This window comes from Amycolatopsis sp. NPDC049252, from assembly GCF_043197175.1.
Lineage (GTDB): Bacteria > Actinomycetota > Actinomycetes > Mycobacteriales > Pseudonocardiaceae > Amycolatopsis.
The window spans coordinates 150,406-163,609 of sequence record NZ_JBICSQ010000007.1 but is presented as its reverse complement, the minus strand read 5'-3'; the positions used below and the strand labels follow the sequence as shown (position 1 = coordinate 163,609).

The 13,204-nt window shown below is 71.5% G+C and carries 15 protein-coding genes; 10 read left to right on the top strand and 5 right to left on the bottom strand.

The genetic code is table 11. From position 1 onward, the window contains the following. Positions 1 to 165 precede the first annotated feature (165 nt). The gene (locus ACGFMK_RS12750; protein ID WP_392761380.1) at positions 166 to 1,152 is read left to right on the top strand and encodes an LLM class F420-dependent oxidoreductase; all 987 of its coding nucleotides are present in this window, start codon (positions 166 to 168) and stop codon (positions 1,150 to 1,152) included. Between the two features lie 9 nt (positions 1,153 to 1,161). On the opposite strand, the gene ACGFMK_RS12745 is transcribed toward ACGFMK_RS12750, so the two are convergent. Then, the gene (locus tag ACGFMK_RS12745; RefSeq protein WP_392761378.1) at positions 1,162 to 1,557 is read right to left on the bottom strand and encodes a rhodanese-like domain-containing protein; all 396 of its coding nucleotides are present in this window, start codon (positions 1,555 to 1,557) and stop codon (positions 1,162 to 1,164) included. Continuing rightward, positions 1,554 to 2,099 (bottom strand): cysteine dioxygenase, encoded by a 546-nt coding sequence (locus ACGFMK_RS12740; RefSeq protein WP_392761375.1) that lies wholly within the window; start codon positions 2,097 to 2,099, stop codon positions 1,554 to 1,556. Before ACGFMK_RS12740 ends, ACGFMK_RS12745 begins: the two co-directional genes overlap by 4 nt. A 332-nt stretch (positions 2,100 to 2,431) precedes the next feature. Here ACGFMK_RS12740 and ACGFMK_RS12735 point away from each other — a divergent pair, with 332 nt between their 5' ends. The 7 genes from ACGFMK_RS12735 (at position 2,432) to ACGFMK_RS12705 (ending at position 8,359) form a co-directional block, all read left to right on the top strand. Beyond that, positions 2,432 to 3,253, top strand: coding sequence for an ABC transporter ATP-binding protein (locus tag ACGFMK_RS12735; protein ID WP_323337447.1), 822 nt, complete (start codon positions 2,432 to 2,434; stop codon positions 3,251 to 3,253). Between the two features lie 55 nt (positions 3,254 to 3,308). Beyond that, entirely contained in the window at positions 3,309 to 4,088 is a 780-nt protein-coding gene (locus ACGFMK_RS12730) for an enoyl-CoA hydratase/isomerase family protein (RefSeq protein WP_392761372.1), read from the top strand. Between the two features lie 4 nt (positions 4,089 to 4,092). Further along, a complete protein-coding gene (locus ACGFMK_RS12725; protein ID WP_392761370.1) occupies positions 4,093 to 5,058 on the top strand; it encodes a class I SAM-dependent methyltransferase in 966 nt (321 codons plus the stop codon). Continuing rightward, positions 5,059 to 6,222: a class I SAM-dependent methyltransferase gene (locus tag ACGFMK_RS12720; RefSeq protein ID WP_392761367.1), complete on the top strand. Its 1,164-nt coding sequence runs from the start codon at positions 5,059 to 5,061 to the stop codon at positions 6,220 to 6,222. It abuts the gene before it with no gap. Between the two features lie 86 nt (positions 6,223 to 6,308). Continuing rightward, complete coding sequence (locus tag ACGFMK_RS12715; protein WP_392761364.1) at positions 6,309 to 7,073, top strand: HAD family acid phosphatase; 765 nt, start codon at positions 6,309 to 6,311, stop codon at positions 7,071 to 7,073. Positions 7,074 to 7,134: 61 nt separating this feature from the next. Then, positions 7,135 to 7,515 carry a DUF427 domain-containing protein gene (locus ACGFMK_RS12710; protein ID WP_392761361.1) on the top strand — a complete coding sequence of 127 codons (381 nt, stop codon included), beginning with the start codon at positions 7,135 to 7,137 and terminating at the stop codon, positions 7,513 to 7,515. 1 nt (position 7,516) lies between these two features. After that, positions 7,517 to 8,359 carry a LysR family transcriptional regulator gene (locus ACGFMK_RS12705; protein WP_392761500.1) on the top strand — a complete coding sequence of 281 codons (843 nt, stop codon included), beginning with the start codon at positions 7,517 to 7,519 and terminating at the stop codon, positions 8,357 to 8,359. Between the two features lies 1 nt (position 8,360). Here the strand turns inward: ACGFMK_RS12705 and ACGFMK_RS12700 are convergent, their stop codons facing one another. Both ACGFMK_RS12700 and ACGFMK_RS12695 read right to left on the bottom strand, forming a co-directional pair. Next, positions 8,361 to 9,335, bottom strand: a complete 975-nt coding sequence (locus tag ACGFMK_RS12700) for a chitinase (protein WP_392761358.1) — start codon at positions 9,333 to 9,335, stop codon at positions 8,361 to 8,363. 148 nt (positions 9,336 to 9,483) lie between these two features. Continuing rightward, entirely contained in the window at positions 9,484 to 10,194 is a 711-nt protein-coding gene (locus ACGFMK_RS12695) for a DUF2306 domain-containing protein (RefSeq protein ID WP_392761356.1), read from the bottom strand. Between the two features lie 137 nt (positions 10,195 to 10,331). On the opposite strand from ACGFMK_RS12695, the gene ACGFMK_RS12690 reads away from it, so the two are divergent. Together ACGFMK_RS12690 and ACGFMK_RS12685 are read left to right on the top strand one after the other, a co-directional pair. Continuing rightward, entirely contained in the window at positions 10,332 to 11,228 is an 897-nt protein-coding gene (locus tag ACGFMK_RS12690) for a TetR/AcrR family transcriptional regulator C-terminal domain-containing protein (RefSeq protein WP_392761353.1), read from the top strand. A gap of 10 nt (positions 11,229 to 11,238) precedes the next feature. Further along, the gene (locus ACGFMK_RS12685) at positions 11,239 to 11,757 is read left to right on the top strand and encodes a GNAT family N-acetyltransferase (RefSeq protein ID WP_392761350.1); all 519 of its coding nucleotides are present in this window, start codon (positions 11,239 to 11,241) and stop codon (positions 11,755 to 11,757) included. 6 nt (positions 11,758 to 11,763) lie between these two features. Here ACGFMK_RS12685 and ACGFMK_RS12680 read toward each other — a convergent pair whose 3' ends face one another. After that, on the bottom strand, positions 11,764 to 13,194 hold the full coding sequence (locus ACGFMK_RS12680) for an FAD-dependent monooxygenase (protein ID WP_392761348.1): 1,431 nt from the start codon (positions 13,192 to 13,194) through the stop codon (positions 11,764 to 11,766). Positions 13,195 to 13,204: the final 10 nt, after the last annotated feature.

Below are 13,204 nucleotides of genomic sequence, written 5' to 3'. Positions count from 1 at the left end.
CCGTGAAGGCCTCCTTCCCGGCCATAAGAGCCGGGAAGGAGGCCTTCACGGCTTTGCGCCCACGCTCGCCGCACCGGCCGGAAGCCGGGTCTGACCTGGAGTTGCTCCAGCTCGGCCCCCGAAAACCACACCGCGCGCAGCCGCTGCCCGCGTTAGGTTGGGGGCATGCGCTTCGGACTCTTCGTCCCGCAGGGCTGGCGGCTGGACCTGGCCGGCATCGACCCCGCGGACCACTGGAAGACCATGCTCGGCCTCGCGAAGCACGCGGAGGCCGGGCCCTTCGAATCGATCTGGGTCTACGACCACTTCCACACCGTGCCGGTGCCGACGGAGGAGGCCACGCACGAGGCGTGGTCGCTGATCTCGGCCTTCGCCGCCGCGACCGACACCATCCGGCTCGGGCAGATGTGCACCTGCATGGGCTACCGCAACCCCGCCTACCTGGCGAAGGTCGCCGCGACCGCGGACACCATCGCCGGCGGCCGCGTCGAGATGGGCATCGGCGCCGGCTGGTACGAGCACGAGTGGCGGGCCTACGGCTACGGCTTCCCGGGTGCCGGCGAGCGGCTCGGTCAGCTCGACGAGGGCGTGCAGATCATGCGGGACCTCTGGACCACCGGAACGTCCACACTGGACGGCAAGCACTACCGGACGGACGGCGCGATCCTGCGCCCGTTGCCGCCGCAGGAAGGCGGGATCCCGCTGTGGATCGCCGGTGGCGGTGAGAAGAAGACGCTGCGGATCGCGGCGAAGTACGCGAAGTACACCAACTTCGCCGGCGACCCGGAGACGTTCACCCGCAAGTCGGACATCCTCGCGCAGCACTGCAAGGACGTCGGCACCGACTACGACGCGATCGTGCGCTCGGTCAACCACAACGTCGTGCTCGGGGAGACCGAGAAGGACGTCCAGGACAAGCTGGCCTGGCTGAAGTCCCACCTCGGCAAGTACGCCCCGGCCGACGCCGCCGAACGCTGGCACGGCAACTTCGTGAACAGCCCGACCACCGGCACGCCGGAGCAGGTCACCGAGAAGCTCGCCGAGATGGGGGCGCTCGGCATGTCCTACGCGATCTTCAACTTCCCCGAAGCCGCGTACGACCGCGCCGGCATCGACCTGTTCACCTCGCAGGTCGCGCCCGCGCTGGCCTGACCGACGAACCTAGGGAATCGCCGGGCTTCCGCCGGTCTGCACGGGCAGGCCGGCGGACGCCCAGGCCCGGAAGCCGCCGTCGAGGTCCGTCGCGCGCGGCAGGCCCAGCCGTTGCAGGTCGGCCGCCGCCAGGCTCGACGAGTAACCCTCGTTGCACAGCACGATCACCGTCGAGTCCGGCGTCACCGCGGGCAGCCGCCACTCGCTGTCCGGGGCCAGCCGCCACTCCAGGTGGATTCGCTCGACGATCACCGCGCCGGGGATTTCGCCCTCGGCCTCCCGGTTCGCGTGCGGCCGGATGTCGACGAGCAGCGCACCCGCCTCCTGCAGCTCGCGGGCCCGGGCCGGGGTGACCCGGTCCAGGCCGGACCGGGCCTTCTCCAGGAACGAGTCGATGGCGCTCATCGCCCGACGATAGCGGGCAGCGGCGGGATTTCGGCCGGGACGTCGGCGAGCGTCGCGTACTCCCGGGTCGGCACCAGCGGCGGCGAGTACGCGTGGACCGTCGCCGCCGGCGTGTCGCCGATGCCGGTGACCTGGTGCGCGCGCCCGGCGCCGAAGCCGAGGCCCTCGCCCGCGACGTGCGTGCGGCGCCGGACCGGGCCGCCGGGGTAGCGGTACTCCTCGCCGACCTCGCCCTGCAGCACGGTGAACGAGCCGGACGCGCCGCCGTGGTCGTGCGGCTTCGTCTGCTGGCCGGGCAGCCACGACAGCAGCCACAGCTCGACGCCGTCGGTCAGGGCCAGCCGGGCCCACCAGCGGTGGTCCTCGTCGAACCGCAGGATGCCCCGCAGGCCGGCGGTCAGCTCGGTGGTCACGGTGGCGGTCAGCTCCGCCAGCTCACGCGGCGTCCAGAGCAGCCGCGACGGGTGCAGCAGCTCGGGCAGCAGCGGGTCGGTCAGCTGCGGGTGGATTTCGACGGCGGGACGGACGATCGAAGTGGTCAACGCGGGTGCTCCTCGGACGCGAAGTGATCGGGACGCGGGGGCAGCACGGCACCGGCCGTACGCGTCCGGAGGAGGACGCGACGGGTCAGCGGAGCCGTGCCGGGGTACACCCGGCGGAAGCGACGAGAAGCAGGTCGATCGCGCGGCGGCGCCAGAACGAGCCCCGGGTGACCGGGGGCACGGGCGCGGCTGCCGACATGCTGCCGATCCTGCCACAACGGCGCGGCGACCTACACTTCCGGACTGCGCCGTTCCACGTCGTGGACGTCTCCGACCTGCCGGTTCGCCGTCTCACCCGGGCGGGTGCGCACGCGCGCGCGACGGCAGACAGAATGGGGTTCGTGAGCGAGCCGATCCAGCCCAGCGAACTTGACGACCTCGTGGTCCGGATGGCCGGTGTCGGCGTCCGCCGCGGGACCAACGACCTCCTCGCCGGCCTCGACTGGAACGTCGAACTGGACGAACGCTGGGTGGTGCTCGGCCCGAACGGCGCGGGCAAGACCACCCTGCTGCGCCTGGCCGCGGCCGAGCTGCACCCGAGCACCGGCGAGCTCGACCTGCTCGGCGAGCGCATCGGCAAGGTCAACATCTTCGAGCTGCGCCCCCGCATCGGCTTCACCTCCGCCGCGATCGCCCAGCGCGTCCCGGGCGACGAGCTGGTGAAGGACGTCGTGGTGAGCGCCGGCTACGCGGTCGTCGGTCGCTGGCGCGAGGAGTACGACAAGCTCGACACCGAGCGCGCGACCGAGCTGCTGGGCGCGATGGGCATCGGGCACCTCGCCGACCGCACGTTCGGCACGCTGTCCGAAGGCGAGCGCAAGCGGGCCCTGATCGCCCGGTCGCTGATGACCGACCCCGAGATGCTGCTGCTCGACGAGCCCGCGGCCGGGCTGGACCTCGGCGGCCGCGAGGACCTCGTCGCGCGGCTGTCCGCGCTGGCCCTCGACCCGGACGCGCCGGCCATGGTGCTCGTCACCCACCACGTGGAGGAGATCCCGCCGGGGTTCACCCACGCGCTGCTTCTCCGCGACGGTCACGCGGTCGTGTCCGGCCTCGTCGACGACGTCGTGACCAGCGAGAACCTCTCCAAGACGTTCGACCAGGACCTGGTTCTCGAACGCTCCGGAGATCGCTTCTTCGCCCGTCGTCGCTAAGCTGACGCTTACCGGCCGGTAGCCTGCTGGCAGTTGGTCAACGAGGAGGTTGGGCGTGGGAGAGTTCGTATCGCTGGAGGTCAAGGACGGGGTCGGCACGATCCGGCTCGACCGGCCGCCGGTCAACGCCCTGAACGCCCAGGTCACCGCCGAACTGGCGGAGCTGGCCAAAGAGGTTTCCGAGCGTGACGACGTCCGCGCGGTGATCCTCTACGGCGGTGAGAAGACCTTCGCCGGCGGCGCGGACATCAAGGAGATGGCCACCCGCACCTACCCGGAGATCGCGAAGTTCGGCGCCACCCTCACCGGGACGCTCGCCGCGATCGCGAACATCCCGAAGCCGGTCGTCGCCGCGATCACCGGGTACGCCCTCGGCGGCGGCCTCGAGCTCGCGCTGACCGCGGACCGCCGGGTCGCCGGCGACAACGTGAAGGTCGGCCAGCCGGAGATCCAGCTCGGTGTCATCCCCGGCGCGGGCGGCACCCAGCGCCTGGCCCGGCTGATCGGGCCGAGCAAGACCAAGGACATCGTCTTCACCGGCCGGTTCGTCAAGGCCGAAGAGGCGCTGGCGCTGGGGATCGTCGACGAGGTCGTCGCCCCTGACGACGTCTACGCCACCGCCCACCAGTGGGCGTCCCGGTTCGTCAACGGGCCGGCCGTCGCGCTGCGCGCGGCCAAGGCGGCGATCGACGGCGGCCTCGACACCGACCTCGCGAACGGGCTCAAGCTCGAATCGCACCTGTTCGCCGCGCTCTGGGCGACCGAAGACCAGAAGAACGGCATGAAGTCGTTCATCGAGAACGGCCCCGGCAAGGCCACTTTCGAAGGGAAATGACGCCTTGACCGACGTGAACGACCCGGCCCCGCACCCGCACGCCACCGCGGAAGAGGTCCAGGCCGCCTGGGCCGACCCGAAGCTCGCGAACGTGCTGTACCACGACTGGGAAGCCGGCACCTACGACGAGAAGTGGTCCATCTCCTACGACGAGCGCTGCATCTCGTACGCGACGGACGTGTTCAACGCCGTCGCCGGTGATGACGGCCAGCCGTACCAGCACGCGATGGAACTGGGCAGCGGCACCGGTTTCTTCCTGTTGAACCTGATGCAGGGCGGCGTCGCCAAGAAGGGCTCGGTCACCGACCTCTCGCCCGGCATGGTGCAGGTCGCGCTGCGCAACGCCGAGAGCCTCGGCCTCGACGTCGACGGCCGGGTCGCCGACGCCGAGCGGATCCCGTACGAGGACAACACGTTCGACCTGGTCGTCGGGCACGCGGTGCTGCACCACATCCCGGACGTCCAGGCGGCGTTCCGCGAGGTGCTGCGCGTGCTCAAGCCGGGCGGCCGGTTCGTGTTCGCCGGTGAGCCGACCAAGATCGGCGACTTCTACGCCCGCAAGCTCGGCCAGTTCACCTGGTTCCTGACCACCCGGGTGACGAAGCTGCCCGCGCTGAGCGGCTGGCGGCGTCCGCAGGAGGAGCTCGACGAGTCCTCGCGCGCCGCCGCCCTCGAAGCGGTCGTGGACATCCACACCTTCGACCCGTCGGAGCTGGAGACGATGGCTCGCGGCGCCGGCGCCCAGGACGTCCGCGCGGTGACCGAGGAGTTCGCCGCGGCGCTGGCCGGCTGGCCGATCCGGACGTTCGAAGCCGCGGTGCCGCAGGAGAAGCTGACCGTCCGCTGGCGGCTGTTCGCCTACAAGCTGTGGCTGCGGCTGTCCGCTGTGGACAAGAACCTGCTGGCGAAGGTGCTGCCGCGCGAGCTGTTCTACAACGTGATGATCACCGGGACCAAGCGGCCGTCCTGAGTGGCCTATTCGTTCACCCTCGGCGACGTCGCCCACCTGCGCTCCGGCGCGGGTGAGGCGGCGCTCGCCGAGGTCGCGGCGCGGCCGCTGACCGACCACATCGCCGACGTCGCCGCCGTGCGCCGCATCGTCGGTGAAGAACGCGCGGCCGCGGTGCTGGAAACCGTGCTGCTGCGCCGGAAAGCCGCCGGGAAGCTGTCCGGCGTGGACTGGCTGTTCACCTCGGACGCCCTTCAGCAGGCGAGTGCTTCCGTGGTCGCGCGGCACCGGGCTCGGCGCCTGGCCGGTCTCGACGTCCACGACGTCACCTGCTCGGTCGGGGCCGACCTGGTCGAGATCGCCCGGGTCGCCAAGCGTGCGCTCGGGTCCGATGTGGACCCGGTGCGGCTGGCGATGGCCCGGCACAACGGCGCTTCCGCGGGTGTCTCGTTCGGGCTCGCGCGAGCCGACGCGCTGCGGCCGGTGAGCCGCGACGCCGTCGTCGTCGCGGATCCGGCTCGCCGTGACTCCGCGGGACGCCGGGCCTGGAAGCCCGCCGACTTCACGCCGCCGCTCGACGGCCTGGTCGAGGCGTACCCGGGCCGTCCGCTGTCCGTGAAGTGCGCGCCAGGGCTCGATTTCGCGATCGCGCCGTGGGCGGACGAGGTCGAGCTGGTGTCCCTCGACGGCCAGGTGCGCGAGTCCTGCCTGTGGCGCGGCCTCGGCACGGGCGTCACCCGGCGGGCGAGCGTGCTGCGCTCGGACGGAACACAGTGGACGGTCACCGACGCCGAACCGGACGACCTGCCGGCGCGGGCGCCGGGGGAGTGGATCGTCGACCCGGACGGTGCCGTCGTGCGGGCCGGGCTGGTCCGCCACTACGCGGCGCGGCACGGGTTGTGGCAGCTGGACGAGCGCATCGCCTACCTGACCGGGGACACGCCGCCACCGGGGGTGCGGGCGTTCCGCGTGCTGGAGCAGGGCCCGTACAGCGAAAAGGCGCTGAAGGCCGTCCTCAAGCGACACGACGTCGGGCGGCTGGAGATCCTGATCCGCGGCCTGGACGTCGATCCGGACGCGTTGCGTCGCAGGCTCAAACCACGCGGTTCGGCGGAAGCTTCCGTGGTGTTGACGCGGATCGGCCGCGCGCCGGTGGCTTTCGTGTGCCGCGCCGAGCGCGTCTAGGTGAACAGGAACCAACGTAGGGTGGAACTCCGGGTGAACGTGACGTAGGTTCCCTCCGTCGTCAAGTCTGCACTGGAGGGTCGCCCGTGTCCGGAAAATGGTCAGGTCTCGTCAAGCTCGCCGCCGCCGCGGCGATCGGTGCCACCGTCGCTTCGGGGGCCACCGCGCTGGCCGGCTCGGACGACGCCACCGCCGCCCGCGCCAAGGAGCCGGCCAACATCGGCCAGGTCAAGAACGACGTCAAGGCCTACTACGGCGACTACCTCGACGCCGCGGGCAAGCACCACTACTCCGACACGAGCCGGTTCGTGAAGGACACCAAGAACGTCGTCGCCGACGCGAAGCGCTACCTGCAGCAGCAGCTGGGCCGGGTGAAGAACCCGGCGATCGTGCTGGACGTCGACGACACCTCCGAGGTCACCTACGGCTGGGAGGCCGACAACGACTTCGGCTTCGACCCGGTCAAGCAGCAGCAGGCCATCGACAACGGCACCTTCGTGGTGAACAAGCCGGTGCTGGAGCTGAGCAACTGGGCCGCCCAGCACGGCGTGAAGGTGTACTTCCTGACCGGCCGCAACGAGCTGCAGGGACCGCAGTCGCTGAAGAACCTCGCCAACGAGGGTTACCCGGCGCCGACGGCTGCGTTCTTCAAGCCGAAGGTGACCGCGCCGGACTACCTGCCGTGCGGCCTGACCTGCAACACCGTCCAGTACAAGTCCGGCACGCGGGCGCACATCGAGGCGACCGGCGCGAAGATCGTGCTGAACGTCGGTGACCAGTTCAGCGACCTCGAAGGCGGCTACGGGCTGCGTCCGGTCAAGCTGCCGAACCCGATGTACTACCTGCCCTGACCCGGAATAACCACCGGGTCCCGGGTGCTGCTCCCAGTACGCGACTTTTCGAGGAGCTGACATGCCGGAGAAGAAGGTGCTGGTCCCGGGCCCGGACCACCCGATCACCGTCGAGCCGACCAAGGCCCGCGTGGTGGTCAAGGCGGGCGGGCGCGTGGTGGCCGACAGCCGCAACGCGCTGACGCTGCAGGAGTCGAACTACCCGGCGGCGCAGTACATCCCGCGGGAGGACGTCGACTTCAGCGTGCTGGAGCGGACCGACCACGAGACGTACTGCCCGTACAAGGGCGACAGCAGCTACTACAGCCTGAACGTCGGTGACGTGCAGGCGGAGAACGCGATCTGGACGTACGAGAAGCCGTACGACGCGGTCGCGCCGATCAAGGACCACGTCGCGTTCTACCCGAACGTCGTGGACTCGATCGAGCTGATCGAGGACTGAGCTGGACCTCGACCTGCTGCGCACGTTCCTCGCGGTCCACCGCGCGGGCTCGCTGACCGGTGCGGCACCGTCGCTGGGCTTGTCCCAGCCGACGGTGACCGCGCAGGTCAGGGCCCTCGAGGAGCACCTCGGGCAGCAGCTGTTCGTCCGGCGCGCGCGTGGCGTGACGCCGACCTCGGTGGCCGACGAACTGGCGGCCCGCGTCGCCCCGCACGTCGACGCCCTGGCCGCGGTGGCGGTCGGTGACGACCCGTTCGCGGCGCCGGTGCACCTGGCCGGGCCCGCCGAATTGACGACGCTGCGGGTCCTGCCCGCACTGGCCGGCCTGGTCGTGTCCGGGCTGAAGCTGCGGGTGACGTTCGGCCTGGCCGACGAGCTGCTGGCGGGTCTCTCCCAGCGCCGGTTCGACCTGGTCGTCTCGACGATCCGCCCGCGTGGCCGTGGCTTCACGGCGACCCCGCTGACCGACGAGGAGTTCGTCCTGGTCGGCCCGCAGGGCTTTTCCGGCGACCCTCGTACCGCGCCGCTGGTGGCGTACGCCGAGGACCTGCCGATCATCCGCCGTTACTGGCGTTCGGTGCTGGGCGTACGCCCGCCGCCCGGGCCCGCGGTGGTCGTCCCGGACCTGCGAGGCGTGCTGGCGTGCGTGCTCGCGGGCTTCGGCGTCAGCGTGCTGCCGCGCTACCTGTGCGCGGCCGAGCTGACGTCGGGTGCGCTGGTCGCCCTTCTGGACCCGGCGGAGCCCCCGATCAACACGTTGTTCGTGGTGACGAGGACCGAGCCGTGCCGGGCGGGGCCCGCGGCGGTGCGGGACGCACTGCTCGCGGACGCCGCCCGGTGGTGACTCAGCCCGTGTAGCCCGCGAAGATCTTCGCGAACTCGTACTTCGCCTGCGGCACGTTGGTGCACTTGTACAGCGCGCCCGTGCACGCGTTGGCGTCACGACCCGCTTCCCAGAACGACAGCATGCCCAGGTGGACCGTCTTGGCGAACGCCACCAGCGCCTTCGCGTCCTTCTGGTAGAAGATCTCGTTCTGCGAGTCGTTGACGCCGATCATCGGGGTGACGCCGACCTTCTTCCACGCCGCGGCGTCGCTCAGGCCGTACAGCGACTTCAGCTGCGCCTGCGTGGCCTTGGCCGCGGAAATCGCCTTCGCGCCCTGGTCGCCCGCGCCCTGGTAGTAGTCCATCGCCATGATGTTGACCAGGTCGAGGTTCACCCCGGCGTCCTTGGCGGCCTTGACGACGGTGAGCCCGTTCGCGTCGAGGCCGGTCGGGAGCGCCGGCAGGGTCAGCGAGATCTTCAGCCCCGGGTTGTTGTTCTGCAACGTCTTCAGGGCCTGTGAGCGGCGGGTGATCGACGCCGGGTCGGCGACGGCCGCGCCCTCGATGTCGAAGTCGGCGTACTTCAGGCCGTACGCCTTGACGACCGCGTCGTACTCGGCCGCGACCTGGGCGGCCGTGCTGCACGCCTGGGCCAGCTCGATGCCGGACGCGCCGCCGAAGGAGATCTTGACGTCGCCGCCGGCGTTGCGGATCTTGGTGATCTCGTCCTTCTGCCACGCCGTGCGCGGGTCGTAGGCGCCGAACCAGCTGGCCTTGCAGCCGTAGGAGTTGACGAAGGCGAGGGTGAAGCTCTTGACGCCGCTCGCGGCGGACATCGCCGACAGGCTGGGTGTCGGCCACGCCCCCATGTCGACGTACGGGCCGACCGGGATGGGTGAGCCGGCCGCGGCGCCGGCGGGTGCCGCGAACCCGGTGGCCAGCACGGCCAGACCGCCCAAGGCGGCCAGGATCGGACGGAGACGGGGGACACGCATGGGGGGACCTCCACGACGACGAACGCGGCGGCGGGAATTCCTGTCCTAATTGGTATAGACCATTAATGTGGTCCGGACCATAGGCCGTTCGGGGGCATGACCGCCGGTGACGGGCGGAACCGACCCCCACGACCGGTTCCGCCCGTGCTCACGCCGCAGACGTCGTGCGACGACGTCGCCGCTCCAGCCACCACTGGGCGATCAGGAGGGGGATCACCCAGCCCGTCCACGTCGTGACCCCGGCGATCGCCTGGCCCATCGCCGGTTCGCTGCCGCCGAACGTCGTGTCCAGCTGCGGCGCGAACACGATCGCCCACAGCACGCCCCAGATCCGGTTGCTGATGATGGACATGCACAGCACGAAGCTGCGGATCATCCAGCGCCGGTGGTCGCCGAAGCGCCGCGCCCGCGCCATCCGGTAGCCCTGCACGGTGCAGCCGAACCAGAGCGTCGCGAGCAGGACGTTCGACACCGCCCCGACCGGCCCGAACGCCGCGGCGACCGCGATCGCGAACCCGGCGATGGACGCCGGGATGGCGCCCGCGAAGACGTACACGCGGCCCACGCGCCGGTGCGCCACCGGGTGCTTCTGCCGCAGCCACGGCCAGATCTGCAGCGAGCAGGTCACCATCGCGATGGTCGCGAAGCCGATGTGCGTCACCAGCACCGGGTAGTACCAGCCGGTCCCCTCCGGCGGCGGGATCCGCGACTCGGCCGGGTCCAGTCCGAGGTAGGGCGGGAGCGAGTACACCAGGAACACGGTGACCAGCAGCCCCAGCGGGAACACCCACGGGCGCCGCCACCACGGGGTGCTCCGCCGGGCTCCCCCGATCGACGCCGGCTTCTCGGTCGTGGTCATGCCGTCCCCCTGTCTCTTACGGTGTATCCGCACCGTATTGACCACCGGGACGACACGACAGTCCGTGCTGACGACAATGGGGGAGTACCCTGAAACCGTTCTAGGTGTGCAGGAGAAGTGTTCTAGTACGGATCGGGGTGTTCGTGGCCGAGCAGGCGCCGTACCTGCGGATCGCGGCGGACCTGCGCCGCCGGATCACCGCCGGTGAGCTGCGGCCCGGCGAGCGCGTGCCCTCCACCCGGTCGCTGGTCCGCGAGTGGGGCGTGGCCATGGCGACCGCGGCGAAGGCGCTGACCGTGCTGGGCGAGCAGGGCTGGGTGCGCGCGGTGCCGGGCAGCGGCACGGTGGTGCGCGACCGGACCCCGCAGAAACCGCCGTTGGGTCGCGCGCGGCTGGTCCGCGCGGCCATCGCGCTGGCGGACGCCGAGGGCCGCGGGGCGCTGTCGATGCGCCGGCTCGCGGCCGAGCTCGGGGTCGGCCCGATGGCGTTGTACCGGCACGTACCGGACAAGGAGGAGCTGGTGCGGCTGATGGCCGACACCGCGCTCGGCGCCGAAGAACTGCCCGAACCGGGGCCGGCCGAATGGCGCCCGCGACTGGAGCTGGCCGCGCGGACGCAGTGGCGTGCGTACCGGCGGCACCCGTGGCTGGCGCCGGTGATGCTGCACTCGCTGGTGCGGCCGCCGATCGTGGCGAGCGGGCTGCGGCTCGTCGACTGGATGCTGCGGGCACTGGCCGGCACCGGGCTGCACCGCCGCACGCGGCTGCAGGTGATCATGACGCTCAACGGCTGGGTCGGCGGCCTCGCCGTGAGCCACGCGTTCGAGGTCGAGGCCGAGCTGGACACCGGCATCACCGGCGCCCAGCGGCTCGAGGCGGACATGGCGCAGCTGGTCGGGCACCTGGAGTCGGGCCGGTTCCCGGCGCTCGCCGAAACGATCACCGGGCTGAGCGACGTCGACCTCGACGAGGCGTTCGAGTTCGGCCTGCGGGTGCAGCTCGACGGGATCGCCGTGCTGCTCAAGGAGTCCTAGACTCGGCGCGGTGCGCATCACCACGGAACGGCTCACGCTGCACCCCTGGTCCGAGGCCTTCTTCGACGACCTGTTCGCGCTGGCCCAGGTGCCCGAGACGGTCCGGTACGTCGGCACCGGCGAGCCGTGGACCCGCGAGTACACCCTCGCCAAGCACCGCGCGACGCTCGAGCACTGGGCCGAGCACGGCTTCGGCTGGTTCGCCGTGTCGGCGGCGCCCGGCTCGTTCGACGGTGTGGTCGCGCTGGTGTGCCGCGACGCCGCCGAGTCGGGCATCGGGCATCCGGCGGTGGAGATGGGCTGGTGGATCGCCCGGCCGTGCTGGGGCCGCGGTTATGCGACGGAGGCGACGGAAGCGGTACGTGACCACGTCTTCGCGTCCGGTTTCGCGGACCGGCTGCTGGCGGTCTACGAGCCGGCGAACGAGGCGTCGGGCCGGGTCGTGGAGAAGCTGGGGTTCACGACGCACAGCACCCGCACCCTCGACGGACGGCGGGAGCGGCGGGCGGTGCTGGACCGCCCGCGCTGACCCGTCCTACGCCCTCGCGGGAATCGGAACGTCGCCGACCCACCGGTGGATCGCCGCCGCCAGGCCGGTGTCTTCCGAGCCGGTCGCCAGCCAGGCGACGTGCCCGTCCGGCCGCAGCAGCAGAGCCTGGACGTCCGAAGTGGACTGTGCGGCGACGACGTCGATCCCCGGTGACCATGCGGCGAAAGCGTGATCCGAAGTCAGGTCCAGCAGCACCGGACGTCCCGGGTGCAGCAGGGCGGCGAGGTGCGTTTCGGTGCCCCGCAACGGGATGTCCGGGGCGAGGCGGCCGAGCCACGGGTGGTCCCCGGGTTCGTAGCGGGCGTCGAGGCCCGTGATGATCTCGGCCAGCGCGCGGTTGCCACCCGGGTGCGCGGCGACGCGGCGCATCAGGTCGGCCAGCGGTTCCGGCCCGGCTTCTTGGAGCGCGACCTGCGCGCGGGTGTTGGCCAGAATGCGCTCTCCCGCCGCGTGCCGCTCGGTGTGGTAGCTGTCGAGCAGGCCGTCCGGCGCGGTTCCGCGGACCGTCGCGGCGAGCTTCCAGCCGAGGTTGAACGCGTCGTCGAGGGCGACGTTGACGCCGATCGCCCCGGCCGGCGGGTGGATGTGCGCGGCGTCGCCGGCCAGCAGGACGCGGCCCTCGCGGTAGCGCTCGGCCAGCCGCGCCGCGTCGCCGAACCGCGTCAGCCAGCGCGGTGCGCGCAGCTCGACGTGCCGGCCGAGCACGCCGTCCACTTGGGACTGGAGCCGGTCGAGCGTCACCGGCGTGTCCTTGTCCGCGGGCGGATCGTCCTCCCGCACGACGATCCGGACGTACCCCGGCCGCGGGATGACGAACAGCGTCCGGCCGTCCGGCCCGGCCGAAACCCCGTACGGCAGCTCGCATTCGACGTCGCCGAGCAGCGCGAACCACCGGGCGTCGACGCCGGCAAAGCCGATTCCGGCCTGTTTGCGCACGGTGCTGCGCCCACCGTCGCACCCCGCGAGGTACTGAGCGCGGATCGTCCGTCCGTTGTGGATGGACGCGGTGACGCCGTCCTCGTCCTGCGTGAAGCTCTTCAGGTCATGACCGGGCAGCAGCTGCGCGCCCAGTTCCCGTGCTCGCGCCTCCAGGACCTCCTCGACGCGGGTCTGCGGGATGCCGAGCGAGAACGGGTGGTCGGTGGTGGTGCCGTCGAGCAGCAGCGGCCCGGGCATCCCGGTGGCCGGTGCGTGCGGCACCTGGTGTCCTTCGGCGACCAGGCCTTCGGCCAGGCCGCGCCGGGCCAGCAGGTCCAGCGAACGCGAGTTCAGGTTGAACCCACGGCAGTACGGCGGCTTTTCCGGGTTCCGTTCGACGATGGTGGTGCGCACGCCGGCGAGCGCGAGCTCCGCGGCGAGCAGCAGGCCGGCGGGGCCGGCGCCGGCGACGAGGACGTCGGTTTCGAGTGCGGGCACGGTCTTCCCC

Coding starts and splice junctions, on each gene's coding strand:
- ACGFMK_RS12710 (WP_392761361.1), top strand. CDS start 7,135: ATGCCGGAGAAGAAGGTGCTGGTCCCGGGCCCGGACCACCCGATCACC.
- ACGFMK_RS12695 (WP_392761356.1), bottom strand. CDS start 10,194: ATGACCACGACCGAGAAGCCGGCGTCGATCGGGGGAGCCCGGCGGAGC.
- ACGFMK_RS12735 (WP_323337447.1), top strand. CDS start 2,432: ATGGGGTTCGTGAGCGAGCCGATCCAGCCCAGCGAACTTGACGACCTC.
- ACGFMK_RS12745 (WP_392761378.1), bottom strand. CDS start 1,557: ATGAGCGCCATCGACTCGTTCCTGGAGAAGGCCCGGTCCGGCCTGGAC.
- ACGFMK_RS12700 (WP_392761358.1), bottom strand. CDS start 9,335: ATGCGTGTCCCCCGTCTCCGTCCGATCCTGGCCGCCTTGGGCGGTCTG.
- ACGFMK_RS12750 (WP_392761380.1), top strand. CDS start 166: ATGCGCTTCGGACTCTTCGTCCCGCAGGGCTGGCGGCTGGACCTGGCC.